This window comes from Kribbella turkmenica (genome assembly GCF_004348725.1).
Lineage (GTDB): Bacteria > Actinomycetota > Actinomycetes > Propionibacteriales > Kribbellaceae > Kribbella > Kribbella turkmenica.
In genome coordinates, this window is sequence record NZ_SMKR01000001.1 from 87,072 (window position 1) to 109,215 (window position 22,144).

Consider the following 22,144-nt stretch of genomic DNA (forward strand, 5'->3'; position numbering starts at 1 on the left):
CTTGCCAAGTCGACCACGCCCGCTCTAAATTCATCACATGATGAAAAATGCGGTGAGCTGCCGGGAGGTCGTGGTGGTCCGCGGCGACCGGGAAGTCCTGCACGGGGTCGGGTTCGACCTCCGGGCCGGGACCGTGACCGGGCTGCTCGGTCCGTCCGGTTGCGGCAAGACGACGCTGATCCGGGCGATCGTCGGCCTCCAGGCCAAGGTGACCGGCGACGTCGCCGTCCTCGGGCTGCCCGCGGGCGCACCCAAGCTGCGCGGCCGGATCGGGTACGTCACCCAGGAGCCGAGCGTGTACGGCGATCTGAGTGTGTCCGAGAATCTGCGCTTCTTCGCCGCCGTCCTCGGTGTGCCGGCCGACGACGTCGATCGGGTCATTGACGCGGTCGAGCTGCGCTCGCATGCCGACGTACGCGTCGATCGTCTCTCCGGCGGCCAGCGGTCCCGGGCCTCGCTCGCCGCTGCGCTGCTCGGCGACCCGGAGCTGCTTGTTCTCGACGAGCCGACCGTCGGCCTCGACCCGGTACTGCGGCGCGACCTGTGGAACCTCTTCCACTCGCTGGCCGACGCCGGCGCGACCTTGCTCGTCTCCAGTCACGTCATGGACGAGGCGTCCCGCTGCGACCGGCTTCTGCTCATGCGCGACGGTGACCTGCTCGCCGACGACACCCCGCAAGCCCTGCTCGACTCGGTCGGAACCGACGACATCGAGCAAGTCTTCCTCACCCTCATCGACCGGAAGGCAGGTGCGCGATGACACCCCGGGTCACCTTCGCCGTCGCTGCGCGCGTCCTCGCCCAGCTGCGCCGCGACCACCGCACCGTCGCCATGCTGATTGTGCTGCCGGCGTTGCTGGTCAGCCTGATGTGGTGGATGTTCACCGGCAATCCAGCCACCTTCGACCGCGTCGGCGGGCCGCTGCTGGCGGTCTTCCCGTCGATCATCATGTTCGTCGTCACGTCGGTCGCGACCCTGCGCGAGCGGTCCACCGGGACGCTGTCGCGGCTCTTCACGATGCCGATGGGGAAGCTGGACTTCCTGTTGGGATACGCACTGGCGTTCGCGTTGATCGCCGTGGTGCAGGCGTTGGTCGTGGTGTCGATCGCTCTGTACGCCTTGGATCTGGACATCCGGGGTGCCGCGTGGCAGCTGGGGGTGGTCGCCGTACTCGACGGTGTCCTCGGGACGGCGCTCGGGCTGTTCGCCAGCGCCTTCGCCGCGACCGAGTTCCAGGCGGTGCAGATGATGCCGGCGGTGATGATCCCGCAGATCCTGCTGTGCGGACTCCTCGTTCCCCGGGACCAGCTGCCGGGTGTCCTGCACGCGGTCAGCGACGTCCTGCCGCTGTCGTACGCCGTCGACGCGGTCTCAAGCGTTGCCCAAGGCAACGGGTTCACCTCCGGTGCCGGGGTCGATGCGCTGGTGGTGATCGCGTTCATCCTCGCCGCCCTGGGCCTAGGCGCCGCCACCCTCCGCCGACGCACCGCTTGATTTCCCCATGCTCCCACCTACCCCGCACGCGGCTTGCTGCAATTGAGGCCGCATCGCCCCAAACCCGCGTGCGTTGAGGGAACTGTCCCACCTATCGTGGCTCGGCATGGAGGTGCATTCGCCTGGTCGGGCGCAGTCGTGGGGGGATTGCGATCCGGACGTGGAGGCCTACGTCCGGGACGCCTTGGACGCGATCGGGCTTCGGACCGTCGGGGTGTACGTGCACGGGTCCCTCGCGATGGACTGTTTCTACCGGGCGAAGAGCGACGTGGATGTCCTGGTGGTCGTGCCGGAAACCCTCACCGGCGCCGAGCGCGAGCACGTCGCCCGAACGCTCGCCGAACGGTCGGAACATCGCCCGATGCCGGGGGATCTCGAGTTGTCGGTCCTCACCGTCGAGCAGGCCGCGAATCACCAGCACCCGCGCCCCTTCGAGGTGCACTACTCAGCCGCCTGGACCGGCAGCATTCTCGACGGCCGCGTGGACTACGCGGGCACCCACCGCGACCCGGACCTCGCCGCACACATCACCGTCACCCGCGAGCGAGGCGCGACCGTCAGCGGACCATCCCCGCGTGACCTCTTCGCCCCGGTCCCACACGACGACTACCTCGTGGCGATCACCGCCGACCTCCACGACATCCTCTCCGGCGAAGAACTCCTCTCAGCGCCGTACTACGGCGTACTCAACGCCTGCCGGGTCCTGGCAACCATCAAGCTCGGCCCAGGAACCGTGCTCAGCAAGGAAGAAGGCGTCCCCTGCGCCCGCGACAACCTCCCGTCGCAGCACCACGCACTCATCGAGCAGGCCCTCACCTGCTACCGCAGCTCCGAACCCGTGGCACCCGAGCAACGAGCCACCGACGGCCACGACTGGGATCGCGCCGCTTTGCTGGCGTTCCGGGACGCGATCCGCGCGCGGATCTGACACCGCACCGCCTAGTGCGGGATCCGCCCGTACCGAGCAAGACAATGCCAGACCTGCTTGATCGCCTGCGCCGGGTGCACGCCCGCACGGGCGGCGGCGCCGATGACAGCCGGGGTCAGCTCAGTGACCGGGCCAGCTCCACGATGTCGGGCCCGCGGTAGCCATCATCGAACACGTCCGGCGACGCGCGAAATCCCGGGTGGAACTCGATCGCGCATCCAAGCCGCCGAGCCGTCGCCTCGACCTCGGTGCCGGCGAAACAGGGATCGAGTACGAGCGCTTCCACGTCGGTGTCGAACCGCACCGGGCCGTGCACCTGCGCTTCGACACACTCGTCCAGATCGTCGTACCCCGACTCGTCGGCCATCCGGCACAGGTGCGGCAGCAGCGCCGCGTCGCCCAGATCTACCGGCTCCCGGTACGAGTCCGGGAAGCAGAACGTCGTCCGCTCGACCACTTTTGGACGCAGCCGAACGTACGACGACCCGAACCGGATCGCCCCGCCGTACGGATCGGCGCGCCGTTTCCACGCCCCGTACACCGGACGATCCGCGGCCGGGCGATCGTCGTACCGCCCGGCGAACAGCCGACTCTCCCACCGCCACCGACCCCACCGGGAAACGCGGTCAAGCCCCCGTTGGAGATTCCGGTGGCGAACTGGGACCGGTAGAAACCGTCACCAGCCATCGACTCGATGACCATGCCACCCCGGCACGGCCAATCAGGATGAAACTGCAGCGTGACAGCCACCCGGTCGACCGCCGACAGCTCCTCCATGCAGCGATCCTACGAATCACCGCGGTGGCAAATGAGCGGTGGCGGGGGTGGGGATCATCCCGAGAGGTGCGAGACGTTGGTCCAGGCTGGGTCTGGGGTGACGGCGACGGTGACCTTGCCATGGGGCCAGCCGGTGGTGGCGGCTCGGAGTTGTCCGCCGGCGGGAGTTGTGCCGTCGACGTAGTAGTGGAGCGTGCGGATGCCGCTCGAGGTCTCGTGGGCGAGCAGGCTGCCGGAGCCGCCGAGGCGGTCGGTGAGGTGGTCTTCGAACTGACGGAGCTCGTCCAGCATCTCCGCCTCGGGCAGGCCGTCCTCGCGCTGGACCGGGTAGACGATGGAGACGGCCGCGTGGGTGTCCAACTGCGGCCGGCGGATCGAGCGGAGCGGGTACTCGGCGGTGGCGATGACGCGCCGGCCGTCGCGCGTGCCCTCGAGCATCTTCCAGGCGGGACTGCCGTCCGCCAGCGTGTGCTCGCCCGCGAACGCCGCGACCGACGGCAGCAGCGACGAGATCGGCGTCCCGTCCAGGGGTGCGTCGGTGAGGGTGTCGATGGCGCCGACCCAGGTCTCGACCAGTTCCTCGCCGAGGACGAGGTCGAGCATCAGGAACGTCACCCGCCGCTGCGTGTCGACCGGCAACGACGCGAAGGCGGGATGGTGGACGCCGACATGGATCGCGCCCGCGTCCGGGTCCGTCGTCACCACGGCCTCGTCGATCGCGATCGGCGGCAGTCCGTCGAACCGGATGGCGAACGCGGGCCCGGGCCGGCGCAGGTCGGCGTACTCCCAGGTCTGGTCGGCCGGCGGTGCGGCCCGCAACCAGCGGCGGGCGGTGGCCCGGAGGCCGGGGTCGCCGGCGGCGGTGACGATCAGCACGTTCTCGGCGTGCAGGCCGGGTCCGAGCTCCCACTCCAGGTCGGGGTGGATCCGGCCGAGGTGCTCGGCCAGTACGGCGCTCGTCCCGGCCGCCTGCTGTCGGGCGGTGGCGCCGGCGACCAGCGCGGCTCCGGATCCGGTCCACCAGGACCAGAACGCGCCGATCGGGTCGGCCTCCCCGGTACCGCGCTTGCGACGCTTGAAGATGGGCATACCACATCCTCCCCCGACCGGGGTGCGGGCACGCGCTGTGACCGAACCAGTGGACCTGGTGGTGTGGTCCGGGACACACGATTGGCGAGCGCTCGGTTCACGCGCGTAACCTGCTGACACCACTGGCAATCGGGGCCTGGTGGGTGATGAGGAGGAACACAGAGTGCTTCGGCGAGTCCTGCTGGGCATGTCCCGCAGCCCCCAGATCAAGAAGGCTGTTTCGTCGCTCCCGGTGTCCAGTGGCATCGTCGCGCGGTTCGTGGCCGGCGAGACCGCTCCGGAGGCCGTGCTGGCCACCGAGAAGCTGGTCAGCAACGGCCTGCACGTCACCCTCGACCACCTCGGTGAGGACGTCACCGACCTGGCCGCCGCGACCGCCACCGCGGACGCGTACCTCGAGCTGCTCCGGCAGCTGTCCGAGGCGGGCCTGACCAAGAACGCCGAGGTCTCGGTGAAGCTGTCCGCGGTCGGCCAGGCGCTGCCGGGCGACGGCGAGAAGATCGCGCTGGAGCACGCGCGGACCATCTGCCACGCGGCCCGCAACGCCGGGACGACGGTCACCCTCGACATGGAGGACCACACCACCACGGACTCCACGCTGGGCATCCTGCGCGAGCTGCGCCAAGACTTCCCGGAGACCGGCGCGGTCCTGCAGGCGTACCTGCGCCGGACCGAGGCGGACTGCCGCGAGCTTGCGTACGCGGGCTCCCGGGTCCGGCTGTGCAAGGGCGCGTACAAGGAGCCGGAGTCGGTCGCGTTCCAGGAGAAGCGGGCCGTCGACAAGGCGTACGTCCGGGCGATGAAGATCCTGATGAACGGCGCCGGCTACCCGATGATCGCCTCGCACGACCCCCGGCTGATCGCGATCGCCGGCTCGCTCGCCGACCGCGCCAGCCGCCGCCCGGGCAGCTACGAGTACCAGATGCTCTTCGGCATCCGCCCGGAGGAGCAGCTCCGGCTGGCCGCGCAGGGCCACACCGTGCGGGTCTACATCCCGTACGGCGAGGACTGGTACGGCTACCTGGTCCGCCGCCTCGCCGAGCGTCCCGCCAACCTGCAGTTCTTCGCCCGCTCCCTGATCAGCAAGAAGTAGACCGCCTGGTGGGCGCCCCGGCGTCCGGGCGACCGCCATCAGTAACCTGAGGGCATGACTAGTCAGGTGGCCATTCTCGGGGCCGGTGTGATGGGGGAGACGTTGCTGTCCGGGCTGATTCGGGCCGGACGGCGACCGGAGGAGCTCCTGATCACCGAGCGCCGGGAGGAGCGTGCCGCCGAGCTGCGTGAGCGGTACGGCGTCGACGTCGTGTCCAACGTGGACGCGGCCGCGAAGGCGGAGACCCTGGTCCTGGTGGTGAAGCCGCAGGACATGCCGGATTTGCTCAGCGAGATCGCCCCGGCGGTCAGGGCGTCCCAGACGGTGGTGTCGATGGCGGCCGGCGTGACCACCGGCTTCATCGAGTCCAGGCTGCCGGAGGGTGTCGCGGTGGTCCGGGTGATGCCGAACACCCCTGCCCTGGTGGACGAGGGGATGGCGGCGATCTCCCGCGGCGCACACTGCGACGAGAGCCACCTCGAACTCGCCGAGAGCCTGCTCGCGGCGACCGGCCGGGTCATCCGGGTGCCGGAGAAGCAGCAGGACGCGGTGACCGCGATCTCCGGGTCCGGTCCGGCGTACCTGTTCTTCGTGGTCGAGGCGATGATCGAGGCCGGCGTGCACATGGGCCTGCCGCGCGGCACCGCGACCGAGCTCGTCGTCCAGACCGTCGTCGGCTCCGCGAAGCTGCTGCGGGAGACCGGTGAGCACCCGACCGTACTGCGGGAGCGCGTGACGTCCCCGGGCGGTACGACGGCGGCCGCCGTCCGGGAGCTCGAGGACCACAAGGTCCGGGCCGCGTTCCTGTCCGCGATCGAGGCGGCCCGGAACCGGTCGCGCGCGCTCGCGGCCGAGTAACACCTTGGCCGCGGTCGTCGTTATCCTTGCGCCGCAGGTTCCTGCCGTGTTCAAGGGATGAGTCGACTATGGTCCCGCCCATGCGTAATCGTTCGGAGCAGGAGAGCCCCGAGCAAGTCCGCCCTGCCCCGGTGCCCGCCGCCGCGCAGGTGCCCGAGCTGCCGTGGCGGGTCCCGCTGGACCCGGCGCCGTGGTGGGCGTGGGCCCTGTTCGTCACCCCGTTCATCGCCGTACCGGCGCTGAACTCGTGGCTCTGGATGGGCGCCCGGGACATGCTCGCCGTCGGCCTGCTGATCATCATCGGCGCCTCGGTCGTCCGGGTGGCCGGCGGTGTCGTGCTCTATCGGGTCGTGCTGACGCCGACGGCGCTGAGGGCGCGGACCAGCATGCTGATCCGCAGCCTCGCCTGGCAGGACGTCGACCGGATCGAGGCCGGCGACGACAACGTCGTGCTGACCCGCGGCCAGGACGAGAACGAGATCAACGGCATCCCCAGGGACCGCGTCGCCGAGGTGGCGGCCGTGATGGAGGCCCTCCGGCAGCAGGCCGCGGACCGGCCGGTTCGCCGGCACCGGCACCGGCCGGGGTTCGGCACCCTCTTCGTGCTCGCCTACCTGGTCCTCTCGGTCGGCGCGTTCCTGATGCGCTGGCACATCGTCTGAGCCGCGGGAAAGCGTTGGCCGGGAGAACGTAGGGTCGGGCCATGGACTTTTCCTTGTGGCCCGCCGCCTCCCGGCCCTGGCCCGAAGTGCTCGAGGGTGCCGAGTACGCCGAACGCACCGGATGGCACGGCGTCTGGATCGCCGACCACTTCCTGCAGAACGGCGACGACCTGTCGGTCCCGGTCAACGAGTGCATGGCCCTGCTCGCCGGCATCGCGGCCCGGACCGAACGCGTGCGGCTCGGCTCGATGGTGCTCGGGAACACCTACCGCCATCCCGCCGTGGTCGCCAACCAGGCGGCGACCCTCGACCAGATGAGCAACGGCCGGTTCGTCCTCGGCATCGGGGCCGGCTGGCAGGTCAACGAGCACGAGGCGTACGGGATCGAGCTGCCGCCGGTGCGGGAGCGGCTGGCCCGGTTCGAGGAGGCCTGCCAGGTGATCAAGGGCCTGCTCACCGAGGAGCGGACGACCTTCGACGGCACCTACTACCGGCTCGCGAACGCGCCGCTGGAGCCGAAGCCGGCCAACCTCCCGGTCATGATCGGCGCCGCCGGCGAAAAGGTTGCCCTGGGCATCGTTGCGAGGTACGCCGACGAGTGGAACCACTGGGGTACCCCCGAGCTGGCCGCGCACAAGGGTGAGGTGTTCGCCCGGCACTGCGAGACGATCGGCCGGGACCCGAGGACGGTCCGGCGGTCCGCGCAGACGATGCTGGAGGTCGTCGTCCCGGGTGACACCGAGGCGATCGAGCGCAAGGAGCGACTCGAGAGCCGTGGCCGGCACGTGATCATGGGGTCGGCGCAGGAGGTGCTCGACAAGGTCGCGCAGTACCCGGCGGCCGGGATCGACGAGGTGCTCGTGCCGGACGCCTCGCTCGGCACCGGCAACCGCCGCCTCGACGCTCTCGAGCGGCTCCGGGAAGAAGTCCTAGTCAAGCTCTAGGGTCGCGACCACCGGCCAGTGGTCGCTCGGCAGCCGGCCTCCCGGGCGGAGGTGCGACACGGCCGCGTCGGCCACCCGCCATCCTCCGGTCACCAGGATGTGGTCGATGCGGTCGTCGTCCTCGGCGCCGGTGAAGTCGTGCCAGCTGCCGCCGGCCTCGACCGGTACGACGTTGCGCAGGCCGGCGGCCGTCAGCGCCTTCAACGGCGCCGAGTCCGGGGTCGCGTTCAGGTCGCCCAGCACGATCCAGGGCAGTGCGCCGGCGATCCAGCGGGCGATCAGCCGCGACGACTGCAACTGTGCGACCTCGCCGGCGTGGTCGTAGTGGGTGTTCGCGACGCCGACCGTCGTGCCGTTGCGGTGCCGCAACCAGACCAGGGTGGCGATCCGGGGCAGGTCCGCGTCCCAGCCGACCGAGCCCGGGGTCCCCGGATCGTCGGACAGCCAGCGGGTCTCGTGCTTCTCGACCTTCCAGTCGCCCGGCCGGACCAGGACGACGGAGTGCTCACCGGCGCTCATCCCGTCGTCCCGGCCCACGCCGACGATTTCGTACCGCGGGAACCGCCAGCGCAGGTACTCGAGCTGGTCGGGCAGCACTTCCTGCAGCCCGACCACGTCCGCGTCGAGATGTTCGATCGCCGCCACCGCCGCGTCCCGTCGGACCGGCCAGGCGTTGTCGCCGTCCGGCGCGGACGAGTTGCGGATGTTGAACGTGGCGGCGCGGATCCTCATGGCGCCGATCCTGCCAAACCCATCGCCCGGACCGCCGCTCGGAGCCGGGGTGTGCTCGCCTCGATGGCCCGGTCCCGGCCCTGGGCGAGCAGGTCGTCGATCGTCCCCGGGTCCGTCGCCAGCCGCGCGTACTCCTTCTGCAGCGGCTCGATGACGGCCAGCACGGCGTCCGCGACGTCCTGCTTGAGGGCGCCGTACGACGAGTAGGACTCCGCCAGCCGGACCGGGTCGCCGTCGGTGCAGGCGGCCAGGATCTCCAGCAGGTTGGTCACGCCCGGCTTGTTCTCCTCGTCGTGCCGGACCTCGTTCCCGGAGTCGGTGACCGCGCGCATGACCTGCCGGCGGATCACGTCCGGCGGGTCGAGCAGCCGGATCGTCCCGATCGCGTCGTCGGAGTCGGACTTGCTCATCTTCGTGGCCGGGTTGGCCAGGTCCTTGATCCGCGTCGCCAGGGCCGCCTTCGCCAGCCGCGGTACGACGAACGTCTCGCCGTACTCGCGGTTGAACCGGATCGCGACGTCCCGGGCGAGTTCGACGTGCTGGTCCTGGTCACCGCCGACCGGGACCTGCTCCGCGCCGTACAGCAGGATGTCGGCGGCCATCAGGCACGGATAGGTGAACAGCGAGGCCCGGGTCATCGGCCGGCCCTTGCCCTTCTCCTTGTACTGGATCATCCGGGACAGCTCGCCGACGTAGGACGTGCACTCCAGCAGGTAGGCGAGCTGGGCGTGCGCGGGGACGTCGGACTGGACGAAGACGGTCCCCTCGGGCACCCCGGCGGCGAGCATCAGGGTCGCGAACTCCCGGGTCAGCGCGGAGAGTCTTCGGGGATCGTGTTTCGTCGTCATCGCGTGCAGGTTCGCGACGAAGTAGAACCCGTCGGGGTCGGTGAACCGGCGGAGTGCGCCGAGGTGGTTGCCGAGCGTCAGCCGGCCGGACGGGGTGATGCCGGAAAGCGAGGTCATGACAGTGTCCTTCGGTGTGTAAGCCCCACCGAGGACATGAAGAAGGCCGCCTCGGCGAGGCGGCCTCGTGGATGCGTGCGAACACGCGGGGGACCGCCCTAGGCGGCCCACCACAGCTGCGAGTTCGTGTTCACCCGACCAGGGTATCCGGAGCGCGGGAGCCGGCGCCACCCTGGCCTCGCCCGGACGTGACCGCGCGCAGGCTACAGGACTAGACCACGATCCGTAACCCTCCGCAGTCGAAGCGGGGTGTTGATGGGGCGGTTTCACGATTCCTGTAACGCCCTGCAGTCTTCCCGCGATAGACCGTCTGCAGGGCCACTTGTGACTCCCAGTAGCCATTCGATCGACCTGGTCGACCCCGGCAGGGGGAACTGTGCGCGGCCAGGACAGCTGTCGGCTGGATCCGATCCCTGCGGAAGCGGCCGGCGCGGCCCAGGAGGGGTGCCGCGCCGCCCGCCTCCACTCCTGTCGCTCGGGCGTACGACGCGGCCCGGGAGCCCACCCGGCGAACGTGCCGAACGGTGCCCGGCGGGCGAGGGGGCTAGGGTCGGGGCATGAGTGGTGAGGCGATGCTGGTCTTCGACGAGGGGCTGACGGCGTACGACTTCGGGCATGGGCACCCGATGAGTCCGATCCGGGTGGATCTGACCGTACGGCTCGCCCGGGCGCTCGGCGTACTCGATCACCTGAAGGTCGTCCCGGCCCCGGTCGCCGACGATGCGCTGCTCGGGACCGTGCACACGCCCGAGTACATCGCGGCGGTCAAACGGGCGGGTGACGACCCCGACCGGCCGGACCCGGAGCACGGGCTCGGCACCGAGGACACCTACTGCTTCCAGAACATGCACGAAGCGTCCGCTCACGTGGTCGGCGCCTCGGTCGAGGCGGCCCGCGCGGTCTGGGAGGGCGACGCACTGCACGCGGCCAACATCACCGGCGGCCTGCACCACGCGATGCCGTCCGCGGCCAGCGGGTTCTGCGTCTACAACGACCCCGCGATCGCGATCCGGTGGCTGCTCGACCACGGCGCCGAGCGGGTCGCGTACGTCGACGTCGACGTCCACCACGGAGACGGCGTCCAGGCGGTGTTCTACGACGACCCGCGGGTGCTGACCGTGAGCCTGCACGAGTCGCCCACGACGCTGTTCCCGGGCACGGGCAGCGCGGGGGAGACCGGTGGTCCGGGCGCGGAGGGTACGGCGGTCAACATCCCGCTCCCGCCGGGGACGGGTGACGCCGGCTGGCTGCGGGCGTTCCACGCGATCGTGCCGGACGTGGTGCGGGCGTTTCGGCCATCGGTCCTGGTCACCCAGCACGGGTGCGACTCGCACGTCGAGGACCCGCTGGCGCACCTGACGAAGACGGTCGACGGGCAGCGGGCGGCGTACCTCGCGCTGCACGATCTCGCGCACGAGGTCGCGGGCGGCAGGTGGGTCGCCACCGGCGGCGGCGGGTACGCGATCATCGACGTCGTCCCGCGCGCCTGGAGCCATCTGCTGGCGATCGTCGCGGGCAACCCGATCGACCCGCAGACGCCGGTGCCCGCGTCGTGGCGCGAGGACGTCCGGATCCGGTACGCACGGACCGCGCCGCTGCGGATGACGGACGGCGTGGACGCGTCGTACGCCGCCTGGTCCACCGGCTACAACCCGGACACCTGGCTGGACCGCTCGATCAAGGCCACCCGCGACATCAGCTTCCCGCTGCTGGGTCTCGACCCGTCGTATTGAGTCACACGAGACACCCTCTTTCCCATTCGTACCAACAGCCACTAGGCTCGTCGCATGCGCGGACGGAGGTGCCGGAGGGGAAGCCGGCGCACGATCCGTGCTGGAAGTGCGGTGCGCAATGGCATCAAAGAAGTCCGGTGGTGAGCAGCCGCTCGCCGAGGTGAAGTTCCTGACCGTGGCGGAGGTCGCCACGGCCATGCGCGTGTCCAAGATGACCGTGTACCGGTTGGTGCACTCCGGAGAGCTGCCCGCGGTGCGGGTGGGTCGGTCGTTCCGGGTCTCCGAGGACGCCGTGCACGACTACCTCAAAGGCGCCTACTTTCAAGCCGGATAACCACGAGAGACGAGGCGGCCGGATCCTTCGGGACCGGCCGCCTCGCCACGTCTACTCCGTGCCTGCGGTCAGCAGCTCCCTGATCGCAGCGGTGACCTCCGCGGGGGATTCCTCGGCCATGAAGTGACCGGCGGACGTCGTCCGGTGACGAAGATCCCTCGACCAGGCACCCCACAGTGCCGCGGCGTCGAAGCCGAGGGCCGCGCCCCAGTCCTGCTGGATCACGCTCACCGGCATCGCCAGTCTGTTGCCCGCGGCAAGATCCTCCCGGTCGTGCGCGACGTCGGTCGTCGCCGAGGCGCGGTAGTCCGCGACGATCGACGGCACGGCCTCCCGGCACGCGTCCAGGTACGCCGCCCGGACGTCGGCCGGGATCGCCCGGTCGTCGTTCGCCCATTGGCTGAGGAAGTGGCCGAAGAAGGTGTCCGCGCTGGCGGCGATCATCGTCTCGGCGAGTCCGGGTGGCTGCGCCATCAGGTACAGGTGGAAGCCGACGGCCGCGGTGGTCCCGTGCAGCACGTCCCACATGTCCAGTGTCGGCAGGACGTCCAGGCACATCAGGTGCGTGATCACGTCCGGGTGGTCGAGGCCGGCGCGGAAGCCGACCAGTGCGCCGCGATCGTGACCGGCGAGCGCGAAGGCCGAGTGGCCCAGCTCCCGGGCGACCGCGACGATGTCGGCGGCCATCGTCCGCTTCGCGTAGTCGTCGGCCGGCTTGTCGCTGGCGCCGTACCCGCGGAGGTCGGGGCAGATGACAGTGTGGTCGACCGCCAGGTCGGTGGCCACGTGGCGCCACATCAGGTGCGTCTGCGGGAACCCGTGCAGCAGCGCGATCGGCGGACCGGAGCCGCCGACGGCGACGTTCAGGCAGACACCGTTCACGCCGGGGACGCGGCGGTAGTCGAATCCGTTGATCCTCATGGAGATCAGCCTTGCGCGTCCGGATGAGCACTGGATGAGTACCGTGGACGGGTGGAATTCGGGGTGCTCGGGCCGGTGGTGGCCTGGGACGACGCCGGGCGGCCGGTCGCCTTGAAGGGACCGCGGCATCGGGCGGTCCTGGCCCGGCTGATCGTGGCGCGGGGTCGAGTCGTGCCGGCGACCCGGCTGGTCGACGATCTGTGGATCGACCCGCCTGATGGTGCGCTGAGCGCCGTACGGACGTTCGTGGCGTCGCTGCGGCGTGCGCTGGAACCGGATCGGGCGCCGCGGACTCCGGCCCGGTTGCTGGTGACCGAGGGACCCGGCTACGCGTTGCGGACCGATGCGGTGGACGCCTGGCGGTTCGAGAAGACGGTGGCCGCTGGCGGATTGCCGGAGCTGTCGAAGGGGTTGGCGTTGTGGCGCGGTCCGGCGTACGCCGACTTCGCCGATGAGGGCTGGGCGCAGTCGGAGCGAGCCCGGCTGACCGAGTTACGGCTACGAGCGGTGGAGCGGCAGGCAGAGGCCCAACTCGCGCTGGGGCTTGCGGCCGAGGCGGTGCCCGAGTTGGACGCTCATGTGACCGAGCACCCGTGGCGGGAAGAGGCATGGCGGCTGCTGGCGCTCGCGCTCTACCGGTCCGGTCGTCAGGGCGATGCCCTGGCAGTGCTGCGACGTGCTCGCTCGATGCTGATCGATCAGCTCGGTGTGAATCCAGGTACTGCGTTGAGTCGGCTGGAGACCGACATCCTCAACCAGGCCGAGCACCTGGAACCCGTGTCGGCGGGACGCGTCTGGGAGGAGGCGGCCGCGGAGTACGACCGGACTGTCAGGGTTGGCGCACGGGCGCGGCTGGAGTCGACGGTCGGGTTGCTGCGCAGTCTGGCGGTGACGGGAGGCGGTGGGCTGGAGGCCGCGCGGCGACACCGCCTGGCGGCCGTCACCGCGGCCGAGGAGCTCGGTGACGCCGATCTGACCGCCCGCGTGATCGGCGCGTACGACGTACCGGCGATCTGGACCCGGTCGGACGACGAGGCACTGGCCGCTGCGATCGTCGCGGCGGCGGAGCGAGCCCTGCGGCCGCAGCATCACCCGGCCAACCGGGCTCGCCTGCTCGCCACCGTCGCGTTGGAGTCGCGCGGCTCGACGGCTCCTCGGGCGATGGAGGCAGGGCGGGAGGCGGAGCAGATCGCCCGCGGGCTGGACGATCCGGGACTGCTGGCGTTCGCACTCAACGGGGTGTTCATGCAGTCCTGTCAGCGTGCAGGGTTTGCCTCACAGCGGGATGCTCTCGGCGCCGAGCTGGTCGAGCTGTCGCAGCGGCATGGGCTGGTCACGTATGAAGTGCTCGGCCATCTGATCCGTCTGCAGGCCTGTAGTGCGTTGGGCGAGTTCGCGACTGCTGGTCAGCACGCCGGCGCCGCCGATGCTCTCGCCGCTCAACACGAGCTCCCACTCGTAGGGGTCTTCACCACTTGGTACCGCGCCATGCGTTCGGACACCTTGAACGCCTACCGCGACGCCGCCGCGCTACTCGACGGTGCCGGCATGCCTGGGTTGCAGGAGGGACTGCTTCCGCTGGCCGTCGCCGCTCACCGGTTGCGGCACGGGCAGCCGATTCCGGACGCCGACTACGGCCCGTACGAGCCCTGGATGCGCCCGCTGGTTCTGCTGTCCCAGGGCCGTCCTGCCGAACCTCCTGTCGCGGACCCGCCGCCGGGGCTGCTGCTCGAGGCGCTGTGGTGCGTGACGGCGCACGCGGCTCGCGAGTTCGGCGACGACGTGCTGCTCGCCCGAGCCCGCCGGGCGCTGGCCCCGGCCGCCGACGAGCTGGCCGCCGGCTCCGGCATGCTGACCCTCGGACCGGTGAGCAACTACCTCTAAATCGTCTGAGTCCGGCGTGCGCGGACCGCGAGGGCGTGTGGGACTTCGAAACCGCCTGGTTCGACGAAGTGTTCGAGGGTGAGGCCGGTGCTGAGGAAAGCGTTCAGATACTCGGCGAGAGGCACGTGACGCATGCCGACGCGGCGGCGGATGCCGTCCTCGGCCCACCAGGGAGAGGCCTGGTGCCAGCCGGGTGTCCGGTAGCTCGGGTGGATCAGCCGGCTGCCGTCGTCGGAGTTGTAGACGACGTGCGGGCCGTTGAAACACGGGTGCACGCCGTACGCGACCAGCACACCGCCCGGACGCAGCACCCGCGTGGCCTCCCGCAGTACGGCGCCGAAGTCGTCGACGTCGGTCGAGATCCACAGCACCGTCGCGGTGCCGAACGACGCGTCCGCGAACGGCAGTACGGCGGCATCGGCGACCATCAGCGGACCGTCGGTGCGGGTACGGGCCACCCGGAGTTGGTCGGCCGAGTAGTCCACTCCGACCACGCTGCGGCCGCTCGCGCGGATGGTCTCGAAGTTGCGCCCGGTGCCGCAGCCGACGTCCAGGCACGGGCCGGATCCGGTGCCGAGCAGGTCGAGCAGACCTGGCTGGTGAGTCTCCGCGCCGGCCACGAACCGCGCCTCGTACCAGTCGGCCAGACCGTCGTACCGAGCCCTCATCGCAGCCTCCCCAGGTCGAGCTTCCACCCTACCCAGCCGCCCGCTTTAGGTTGACGCGGACGCCAGCGGGTAAGCTTTGCCGACGTTCTCTTTAGGTTTGGAAGGTCCAACGTGGGTTCCGTAATCAAGAAGCGCCGTAAGCGTATGGCGAAGAAGAAGCACCGCAAGCTGCTGAAGAAGACGCGGGTGCAGCGCCGCAAGCTCGGCAAGTAAGCAGGTCCCACCGCGCTGCATGAGATCGACCACGGCAGCGCGGTGTTCGGTGGGGTTGCTGTCTGGCTGGGGGTCTCTCGTGGCACAGGTGGTGATGGTGACCGGCGTCTCCCGGGACGCCGGTGCTCGCTGTGCGCGCAGGCTGGCCGACGACCCGTCGATCGGCACGGTGCTCGGCGTCGACGTGGTTCCACCACGGGCCGAGCTGGGCCGGGTCCGGTTCGTCCGGGCCGACATCCGCAACCCCGTGATCGCCAAGGTGATCGCCGCCGAGGACGTCGACACGGTCGTCCACACCGGCGTCGTGGCCACGCCGGGCAGTGCCGGCGGCCGGTCGTCGATGAAGGAGATCAACGTCATCGGCACCATGCAGTTGCTGGCCGCCTGTCAGAAGGCGCCCGGTGTGGCCAAGCTGGTGGTGAAGTCGTCGACCACCGTGTACGGCGCGGGTCCGCGCGACCCGGCCATGTTCACCGAGGAGATGGCGCCGCGGGCGATCCACCAGACCGGGTTGAGCAAGGACGCGGTCGAGGTCGAGGGATACGTGCGCGGGTTCGCGCGGCGCCGCCCCGACGTCTGCGTCTCCACACTCCGGATGGCGAACTGGATCGGCCCCCGGACCGACTCCCCGATCACCCGGTACTTCTCGATGCCGGTCATCCCCACGGTCTTCGGGTACGACGCCAGACTCCAGTTCCTGCATGAGGACGACGGCGTCGAGGCGATCCGCCACGCCACCGTCAACGACCTGCCCGGGACCTTCAACCTGGCCGGCGACGGCATCCTCGCGCTGTCCCAGGCGATCCGCCGGCTCGGCCGGCCGGCCCTGCGGCTGCCCCCGTTCACCGCGTCCAGCACGGCGGCCGCCGTACGCCGGGCCCGGCTCGCGGACTTCTCGCCGGACCAGATCACCTTCCTGACCTACGGGCGCGCGGTGGACACCACCCGGATGCGGACCGAGTTCGGCTTCGAGCCGGCGTACACGACCGCGTCAGCCTTCGACGACTTCCGCGCGTCAATCGGCCCGGGAGCCGTCAGTCACGCGTCCGCCCTGCTCAGCGCCGGGCTGGGAGCACTGCGTGGCTGACGCCGACGTGATCCCGATCGGTTCCGGCGGACGCCCGGGTCGTGGCAGCGGCCGTCGTACGACGCCCTCCGCGGCCGCGCGTGCCCTCGCCGGGCCGGGGGTGAACCGGAGAAACGGCCGGCCGTCGAACCAGCGACCGGAGAGCGCCGCCGACGTACCGGCCGAGCCGATCGACGCCGAGGACGTCCCGCTGGTCGAGGGACCACCACCGTTCGACTTCGCCGGGCTCGAGCGGGTCGTCCGCGACCTGTTCGGCGAGGACGGCGAGCGCCGGGTCGCGGAGTGGCTCGCGTTCCTGCGCCGGCGGCTGAGCGGCGACTACGAGATCGACGAGTTCGGGTACGACGCCGACCTGACCGATCAGGTGCTGCTGCCGATCCTGCGGCCGTTGGCGGAGAAGTGGTTCCGGGTCGAGGTCCGCGGGGTCGAGAACATCCCGGCCGACGGCGGGGCGCTGATCGTGGCGAACCATTCCGGGACGATGCCGCTGGACGGGCTGGTCACCCAGTTGATCGTCGCCGACCACACGCACCGGCCGTTGCGGACGCTCGCGGCCGACCTGGTGTTCCGGACGCCGTTCGTCGGTGAGTGGGCCCGGAAGGGCGGCGCGACGCTGGCGAGCAACGACGACGCCGAGCGGCTGCTCGGCAGGGGTGACCTGGTCGGCGTCTGGCCGGAAGGGTTCAAGGGGATCGGGAAGCCGTTCAGCGAGCGGTACAAGTTGCAGCGGTTCGGCCGGGGCGGATTCGTCAGTGCGGCGATGCGGACCGGCGTGCCGATCGTGCCGTGCTCGATCGTCGGCGCCGAGGAGATTTATCCGCTGGTCGGCAACATCGCCTCGCTCGCCCGGTTGCTCGGCGTCCCGTACATCCCGATCACGCCGTTCTTCCCGCTGCTCGGGCCGCTCGGCCTGATCCCGCTGCCGTCCAAGTGGCTGATCGAGTTCGGCGAACCGATTCGCACCGACGACTTCCCCGACGGCGCCGCCGACGACCCGATGCTCGTCTTCAATGTCACCGACCAGGTCCGCGAGACCATCCAGCAGACCCTCTACACCCTGCTGGTCCAGCGCCGCAGCGTCTTCTTCTGACCTGAGCACCGACACCTGAGCTCCCGCACCTGAGCACCCGACACCTGAGCATCCGACGAAGAAGAAGCCCGGCGCTGATGCGCCGGGCTTCCTGTCAGTCTGTCTGGATCTACTTCCAGGGTGGAAGGAGAGTCTCGATGACGCCGGGGATGTTGATGATCGGCGTCGTCGGGAGCGACAGGGTCGGGAACGGCCAAGGCCAGGACGGCTGACCTGGTGTCGGCAGGGTCGGGACGACCGTCGGCGACGCCAACGGTGTGCCGGATGCCGACGGCTTCGGCGGCGTCTTCAGCGTCGGCGGCGGAGTGTTCGACTCCTCCACGATCGTCGTGTCCACCGGCTTCGTCGGCGTCACGCTCGGCGCCGTGCTCGGCTCCGCCGTCGGCTTGCCGGACGGGCCCGTGCTCGGCTCGCTCACCGGGCCACTCGGCTCGGTGGTGTTGTTCGGCGCGGCCGGCTGGCTGCCGCCCTTGACCGGCTTCGGCTGCTCGCACTTCGGGCAGGCGGCCGTGGTGTGACCGGCCAGCTGCTCGATGGTGGCGAGCGCCTCGACGGCGGACTTCAACGACTCCGGCGGCAGTTTCGGCGCGAGCTCACCAAGAGCCTGGCGGGCACTGGTGATGAACTGCGTGACCGCCGTGATCGAGCTTGCGTCGCCGTCCTGCTGGTACGACGCGACCAGCCGGGACACGCCCTTGCGGGCCTGCGCGGAGAAGTCTTCGAGAGTGGCGTTGATGGTGCCCACGTCGCCGCCGGACTCGGCCAGCGCCTGGACTTCGGACAGTCGGGTCATCGCATGCGCGAGATCGCGCCGGCCCCGGGAGTCGTCCCCGACGCTGACGTTGGTGGAGACGTTCTCGATGCTGCGCTTCATCCCGTACAAGGTGTCGCCGGGCATCGCCTGCTGAGCGGCAGCGGCAGAACCGATGCCACCTCCGAGCAGGACCAGCGCGGCGGTACTGGCCACGAGCCGGATGCGCCGGCCGTGACGATGGCGGATATCTGTCACGGACGCGTCGACGTCCTCGCGGGTCGGCGGATCGTCCGAGTCGTCCGGAGTGCTGCGCACCATCGTCGGAGTCGTCGTGGCCGCTCGCGCCGCCGCCTGCTCCATCAGGCGGTGCCGCAACTCGGCACTGAACTCCGGTCGCGGTGCCACTGCGCCGGCGGTCCTCAGCCGTCCGACGAGTTCCACAGCTTCCATCAGCTCGGGGTCATCGCTCAGTCGCGAAGAGTGACGGGGCCCGTGATCGACCGCGTGCGCGAAGGCCTCCGCGCGCGCTCGAGCCCTGTGTAGGTCACTCATGAGTTCCTCGTTCTCCTCAATGGCCAGTCGGGGTCACCGACAGGTCCTCACCACGCCAAACGAGGGAACTGCCTGACGGGTTACGAAAGACATTCGTTGTCATCCGCGTCACCTCAAGTCCTTGGGGATAACCTTCGCCAAGTGCCGGACGGCCCTCAGTTGCAGCTGCTTGACGGCGCCCTCGGACTTCTCCATCGCCTTGGCCGTCTCGGCGATCGAGAGGCCGGCGAAGAATCGCATCGTCAGGCAGTCGCGTTGTTCGTCGGGCAGGGCCGCGACGGCGTCCCGCAGGACCTCGGCGGTGGCGGCGGCCAGGACGTCGATCTCCGGCCCCTCGGTCTGCCGGTCGTGCGTCTCGATCTCGTCCGTGACCACCTCGAGCCGGACCCGGCCGGACTTGTAGTGGTCGGTGATGAGGTTCCGGGCGATCGTCACCAGCCAGGCGCCGAAGTCCCGGCCCTGCCAGCGGAACGAGTCCAGCGCGCGCAGCGCCCGGACGAACGTCTCGCTGGTCAGGTCCTCGGCGAGCGCCGAGGACGACACCCGCGCGTAGATGTAGCGATAGACGGTGAGCGAGTACTCGTCGTACAGCTCACCGAAGGCACCGACGTCCCCGGCCTGGGCGCGATCGACGAGCTCCGCACGTCTCATCCCGTCCGGGCTTGGCTCCGGCGTCGTCAAGATTTCTCCCCGTTCAACTGACACGTCTTCTGACACATCCGCGAATGGCCACAGCGGCTGAGACAGCACCGAGCGTTACGCCTGAAGCACCCGCTGTCAACAGTCCGAGGCGTGCCGCCTTCCGTCCAGTCCGATAGTCACGAATGCGCCAGCCGGCTACTTCCGCGTGGCGGCGCAGCCTGCTGTCGGGGTTGATCGCGCATGGATTCCCCACCAACTCGAGCATCGGCAGGTCGTTCACCGAGTCCGAGTACGCCGCACAGGAGGCCAGGTTCAGCCCCTCGTGCGCCGCAAGCGCGCGGACGGCCTCCGCCTTGGCCGGGCCATGCAGGATGTCGCCCACGAGTTCACCTGTATATATCCCGTCACGCTCTGCTGCAACCGTTCCGAGCGCGCCGGTCAGTCCCAGCCGCCTGGCGAGCAGTCGCGCGACCTCCACCGGAGCGGCCGTGACCAGCCAGACCCGCTCGCCGGTGTCGAGATGCTGCTGGGCCAGCGCCCGGGTTCCCGGCCAGATCCGGTCGGCCATGATCTCGTCGAAGATCTCCTCGACCAGGATCTGCACCTCGGACACCCGGTGGCCGGCGATGAACGTCAGCGCCGCGGCCCGGGCGTTCGCGACCGAGTCCGGGGTCTCACCCTGGAGCCGGAACCTCAACTGCGCAAAGGCTTTCTGCGCGATCTCGCCGGTCGTGAAGAACTTCCGCCGGTAGAGCCCGCGGGCCAGGTGGAACATCGAGGCGCCCTGCAGCATCGTGTTGTCGACGTCGAAGAACGCGGCCGCGTCCGGCACCGGACGTGTCCGCAGCGCGGTCTCGACCTCGGCGGCCGCGGCGCTGGCCTCCCCGGCCAGCACCGACCTCGCACGCAGGTCGCGCGACGAACCCCAACCCATGTGTGAGGACCTTAGGGCACGGCACCCCGCTCTGTCGCCTACTGCGCGTCACCGTCTCACACCGGCGGCAGGCCGGGGCGCCGTGACCACCGCCACGTGACAGACTCGTCGGGTGAACTTCAACTTCGCGGACATTCTTCGTGACACAGCGCAACGTCACGGCGAACGTCTCGCGCTGGTCGACGGCGACCGCCGGCTGACCTGGAGCGAGCTCGACGTGGCCGTCGACAGGGCTGCCCAGGGGTTCTCGGCGGCCGGTCTGGTGCCCGGGTACCGGGTCATCCTGCTGATGGCCAACAGCGTCGACTTCGTCACGTCCTACCTGGGGATTCTCCGCGCCGGCCTGGTCGCCGTACCGCTGAACACCGGGCTGACGGCGCGCGAGATCAGCGGTGTCGTCGAGCATTCCGGCGCCCGGCTGGCGGTCGCCGACGGCGACCTGGCGAGCAAGATCCAGGGCCTCCGGACGGTCCGGGCCGGCGAGCTCGAAGGTGACGCTCCGTTACTTCCGCAGCTCGACCCGGAGACCCTCGCAGTGCTGCTCTACACCTCCGGAACCAGCGGCGACCCGCGCGCGGCGATGCTTTCGCACCGGGCCCTGGCCGCGAACGTGAAGAATCTCTCCGGCCTCGGCCAGGACCGGATGGGCCCGGACGACATCGTGCTCGGCGTCCTGCCGATGTTCCACGCCTTCGGGCTGAACGCCGTTCTCGGCTGGGCGGTCGCGACCGGCGCCGCCGTCGTGATCGAGCCGCGGTTCGACTCCAGCCACACCGTCGATCTGATCAGCAGCTACGGCGTGACCCGCCTGCCGCTGGCTCCGCCGGCGCTGAACGCCCTGCTCGCGCGCTCCGACCTGCGGGACGCGCTGAGGACGGTGAAGGTCGTGCTCACGGGTGCGTCGACCCTCGACCGCGCGGTGGCCGACCGATTCGAGCAGGAGACCGAAAAGTACGTCCACCAGGGCTACGGACTGACCGAGGCGTCCCCGGGCGTCACCACCACCCTCGGCGAGGAGAACCCGAAACCGGGCTCGGTCGGCCGCCCGTTGCCGAACGTCGAAGTGCGGATCGCCGACGAGCAGGGCGAGGACGTCGAGGGTGACGATCCCGGTGAGATCCTGATCCGCGGCGCCAACCTGTTCTCCGGCTACTGGCCGGACGGCGTCGACGGCCCGGACGAGGACGGCTGGTACCGCACCGGCGACGTCGGCTTCCTGGACGCCGACGGCGACCTGTTCCTGGTGGACCGGTTGCGCGAACTGATCATCGTGTCCGGCTTCAACGTCTTCCCGAGCGAGGTCGAGGAGGTCCTGGTCGGCGCTCCGGGCGTCCGCGAGGCCGCGGTCATCGGCGTACCGTCCGACGAGACCGGCGAGGCGGTGAAGGCGTTCGTCGTACCGCAGACCGGTGCGGCGGTCGACCCGGCCGAGGTGCTGGCGTACGCCGGGACCCGGTTGGCCCGGTTCAAGTGCCCGGTGGAGATCGAGGTGGTCGACCACCTGCCGCACTCGGTCACCGGCAAGGTCGCCAAGGGGCAGCTACGGAAATGACACGCGTCACGCTCTACGGGAAACCCGGCTGCCACCTGTGCGACGACGCCCGGGCGATCGTCCAGCAGGTCTGCGCCGAGCTCGGCGTCGACTGGTCCGAGGTCGACATCACGCAGGATGACCGGTTGTTCACCGAGTACGGCGAGCAGATCCCGGTGACCTTCGTGGACGGCAAGCAGCACGACTTCTGGCGGGTCGACCCGGCTCGGCTCCGGAAGGCGCTCACCTCTTAGTGCTG

General features: G+C 70.2%; 24 protein-coding genes and 1 pseudogene. 15 read left to right on the forward strand and 10 right to left on the reverse strand.

Annotated elements, in window-relative coordinates; translation table 11 throughout:
• The first annotated feature begins 37 nt into the window (after positions 1-37).
• The 3 genes from E1218_RS00445 (at position 38) to E1218_RS00455 (ending at position 2,422) form a co-directional block, all read left to right on the forward strand.
• Entirely contained in the window at positions 38-760 is a 723-nt protein-coding gene (locus E1218_RS00445; RefSeq protein WP_132314983.1) for an ABC transporter ATP-binding protein, read from the forward strand.
• The gene (locus E1218_RS00450) at positions 757-1,494 is read left to right on the forward strand and encodes an ABC transporter permease (protein ID WP_132314985.1); all 738 of its coding nucleotides are present in this window, start codon (positions 757-759) and stop codon (positions 1,492-1,494) included. Before E1218_RS00445 ends, E1218_RS00450 begins: the two co-directional genes overlap by 4 nt.
• A 160-nt stretch (positions 1,495-1,654) precedes the next feature.
• A complete protein-coding gene (locus E1218_RS00455) occupies positions 1,655-2,422 on the forward strand; it encodes an aminoglycoside adenylyltransferase domain-containing protein (RefSeq protein WP_165949064.1) in 768 nt (255 codons plus the stop codon).
• 115 nt (positions 2,423-2,537) lie between these two features.
• Here E1218_RS00455 and E1218_RS36900 read toward each other — a convergent pair whose 3' ends face one another.
• From E1218_RS36900 to E1218_RS00465, 3 genes and pseudogenes are all read right to left on the reverse strand, one after another.
• On the reverse strand, positions 2,538-3,008 hold the full coding sequence (locus tag E1218_RS36900) for a DUF3626 domain-containing protein (protein WP_267900260.1): 471 nt from the start codon (positions 3,006-3,008) through the stop codon (positions 2,538-2,540).
• An 83-nt stretch (positions 3,009-3,091) separates the two neighbouring features.
• Positions 3,092-3,199, reverse strand: a pseudogene (locus tag E1218_RS38040) (hypothetical protein); the annotation flags it as partial.
• 54 nt (positions 3,200-3,253) lie between these two features.
• Positions 3,254-4,288 (reverse strand): DUF695 domain-containing protein, encoded by a 1,035-nt coding sequence (locus tag E1218_RS00465; RefSeq protein ID WP_132314989.1) that lies wholly within the window; start codon positions 4,286-4,288, stop codon positions 3,254-3,256.
• Between the two features lie 163 nt (positions 4,289-4,451).
• Between E1218_RS00465 and E1218_RS00470 the strand changes: the two genes are divergently transcribed.
• The 4 genes from E1218_RS00470 (at position 4,452) to E1218_RS00485 (ending at position 7,845) form a co-directional block, all read left to right on the forward strand.
• The gene (locus tag E1218_RS00470; protein WP_132314991.1) at positions 4,452-5,381 is read left to right on the forward strand and encodes a proline dehydrogenase family protein; all 930 of its coding nucleotides are present in this window, start codon (positions 4,452-4,454) and stop codon (positions 5,379-5,381) included.
• A gap of 54 nt (positions 5,382-5,435) precedes the next feature.
• Entirely contained in the window at positions 5,436-6,239 is an 804-nt protein-coding gene (gene proC, locus E1218_RS00475; RefSeq protein WP_132314993.1) for a pyrroline-5-carboxylate reductase, read from the forward strand.
• 80 nt (positions 6,240-6,319) lie between these two features.
• Entirely contained in the window at positions 6,320-6,901 is a 582-nt protein-coding gene (locus tag E1218_RS00480) for a hypothetical protein (protein WP_233711904.1), read from the forward strand.
• Positions 6,902-6,942: 41 nt separating this feature from the next.
• Entirely contained in the window at positions 6,943-7,845 is a 903-nt protein-coding gene (locus E1218_RS00485) for a TIGR03560 family F420-dependent LLM class oxidoreductase (RefSeq protein ID WP_132314995.1), read from the forward strand.
• Here E1218_RS00485 and E1218_RS00490 read toward each other — a convergent pair.
• Positions 7,831-8,577: an endonuclease/exonuclease/phosphatase family protein gene (locus tag E1218_RS00490; protein ID WP_132314997.1), complete on the reverse strand. Its 747-nt coding sequence runs from the start codon at positions 8,575-8,577 to the stop codon at positions 7,831-7,833. The genes E1218_RS00485 and E1218_RS00490 overlap by 15 nt on opposite strands.
• On the reverse strand, positions 8,574-9,542 hold the full coding sequence (gene trpS, locus E1218_RS00495; RefSeq protein ID WP_132314999.1) for a tryptophan--tRNA ligase: 969 nt from the start codon (positions 9,540-9,542) through the stop codon (positions 8,574-8,576). The genes E1218_RS00490 and trpS overlap by 4 nt, the downstream gene beginning before the upstream one ends.
• A 557-nt stretch (positions 9,543-10,099) precedes the next feature.
• On the opposite strand from trpS, the gene E1218_RS00500 reads away from it, so the two are divergent.
• Together E1218_RS00500 and E1218_RS00505 are read left to right on the forward strand one after the other, a co-directional pair.
• Positions 10,100-11,275 carry an acetoin utilization protein AcuC gene (locus E1218_RS00500; protein ID WP_132315001.1) on the forward strand — a complete coding sequence of 392 codons (1,176 nt, stop codon included), beginning with the start codon at positions 10,100-10,102 and terminating at the stop codon, positions 11,273-11,275.
• A 118-nt stretch (positions 11,276-11,393) separates the two neighbouring features.
• Positions 11,394-11,609 carry a helix-turn-helix domain-containing protein gene (locus tag E1218_RS00505; protein WP_132209923.1) on the forward strand — a complete coding sequence of 72 codons (216 nt, stop codon included), beginning with the start codon at positions 11,394-11,396 and terminating at the stop codon, positions 11,607-11,609.
• Positions 11,610-11,660: 51 nt separating this feature from the next.
• On the opposite strand, the gene E1218_RS00510 is transcribed toward E1218_RS00505, so the two are convergent.
• On the reverse strand, positions 11,661-12,530 hold the full coding sequence (locus tag E1218_RS00510) for an alpha/beta fold hydrolase (RefSeq protein WP_202865686.1): 870 nt from the start codon (positions 12,528-12,530) through the stop codon (positions 11,661-11,663).
• A gap of 51 nt (positions 12,531-12,581) precedes the next feature.
• Here E1218_RS00510 and E1218_RS00515 point away from each other — a divergent pair, with 51 nt between their 5' ends.
• Positions 12,582-14,414 (forward strand): AfsR/SARP family transcriptional regulator, encoded by a 1,833-nt coding sequence (locus E1218_RS00515; RefSeq protein WP_132315003.1) that lies wholly within the window; start codon positions 12,582-12,584, stop codon positions 14,412-14,414.
• On the opposite strand, the gene E1218_RS00520 is transcribed toward E1218_RS00515, so the two are convergent.
• Complete coding sequence (locus E1218_RS00520) at positions 14,411-15,082, reverse strand: class I SAM-dependent methyltransferase (protein ID WP_132315005.1); 672 nt, start codon at positions 15,080-15,082, stop codon at positions 14,411-14,413. The genes E1218_RS00515 and E1218_RS00520 overlap by 4 nt on opposite strands.
• A 111-nt stretch (positions 15,083-15,193) precedes the next feature.
• On the opposite strand from E1218_RS00520, the gene E1218_RS00525 reads away from it, so the two are divergent.
• The 3 genes from E1218_RS00525 to E1218_RS00535 all read left to right on the forward strand — a co-directional run bounded on the left by E1218_RS00525 (position 15,194) and on the right by E1218_RS00535 (position 17,472).
• Positions 15,194-15,295: a 30S ribosomal protein bS22 gene (locus E1218_RS00525; protein ID WP_008356322.1), complete on the forward strand. Its 102-nt coding sequence runs from the start codon at positions 15,194-15,196 to the stop codon at positions 15,293-15,295.
• Positions 15,296-15,389: 94 nt separating this feature from the next.
• Positions 15,390-16,382 carry an NAD-dependent epimerase/dehydratase family protein gene (locus E1218_RS00530; RefSeq protein ID WP_132315043.1) on the forward strand — a complete coding sequence of 331 codons (993 nt, stop codon included), beginning with the start codon at positions 15,390-15,392 and terminating at the stop codon, positions 16,380-16,382.
• Positions 16,375-17,472: a lysophospholipid acyltransferase family protein gene (locus E1218_RS00535; protein WP_132315007.1), complete on the forward strand. Its 1,098-nt coding sequence runs from the start codon at positions 16,375-16,377 to the stop codon at positions 17,470-17,472. The genes E1218_RS00530 and E1218_RS00535 overlap by 8 nt, the downstream gene beginning before the upstream one ends.
• A gap of 109 nt (positions 17,473-17,581) precedes the next feature.
• Here the strand turns inward: E1218_RS00535 and E1218_RS00540 are convergent, their stop codons facing one another.
• The 3 genes from E1218_RS00540 to E1218_RS00550 all read right to left on the reverse strand — a co-directional run bounded on the left by E1218_RS00540 (position 17,582) and on the right by E1218_RS00550 (position 20,354).
• The gene (locus tag E1218_RS00540; protein ID WP_233711906.1) at positions 17,582-18,676 is read right to left on the reverse strand and encodes a DUF5667 domain-containing protein; all 1,095 of its coding nucleotides are present in this window, start codon (positions 18,674-18,676) and stop codon (positions 17,582-17,584) included.
• Between the two features lie 210 nt (positions 18,677-18,886).
• On the reverse strand, positions 18,887-19,429 hold the full coding sequence (locus tag E1218_RS00545; RefSeq protein ID WP_132315011.1) for a sigma-70 family RNA polymerase sigma factor: 543 nt from the start codon (positions 19,427-19,429) through the stop codon (positions 18,887-18,889).
• A gap of 43 nt (positions 19,430-19,472) precedes the next feature.
• Entirely contained in the window at positions 19,473-20,354 is an 882-nt protein-coding gene (locus E1218_RS00550) for an HAD family hydrolase (protein WP_132315013.1), read from the reverse strand.
• Positions 20,355-20,466: 112 nt separating this feature from the next.
• Between E1218_RS00550 and E1218_RS00555 the strand changes: the two genes are divergently transcribed.
• Together E1218_RS00555 and E1218_RS00560 are read left to right on the forward strand one after the other, a co-directional pair.
• Positions 20,467-21,906 carry a class I adenylate-forming enzyme family protein gene (locus E1218_RS00555; RefSeq protein ID WP_132315015.1) on the forward strand — a complete coding sequence of 480 codons (1,440 nt, stop codon included), beginning with the start codon at positions 20,467-20,469 and terminating at the stop codon, positions 21,904-21,906.
• Positions 21,903-22,139, forward strand: coding sequence for a glutaredoxin family protein (locus E1218_RS00560; protein ID WP_132315017.1), 237 nt, complete (start codon positions 21,903-21,905; stop codon positions 22,137-22,139). Before E1218_RS00555 ends, E1218_RS00560 begins: the two co-directional genes overlap by 4 nt.
• Positions 22,140-22,144: the final 5 nt, after the last annotated feature.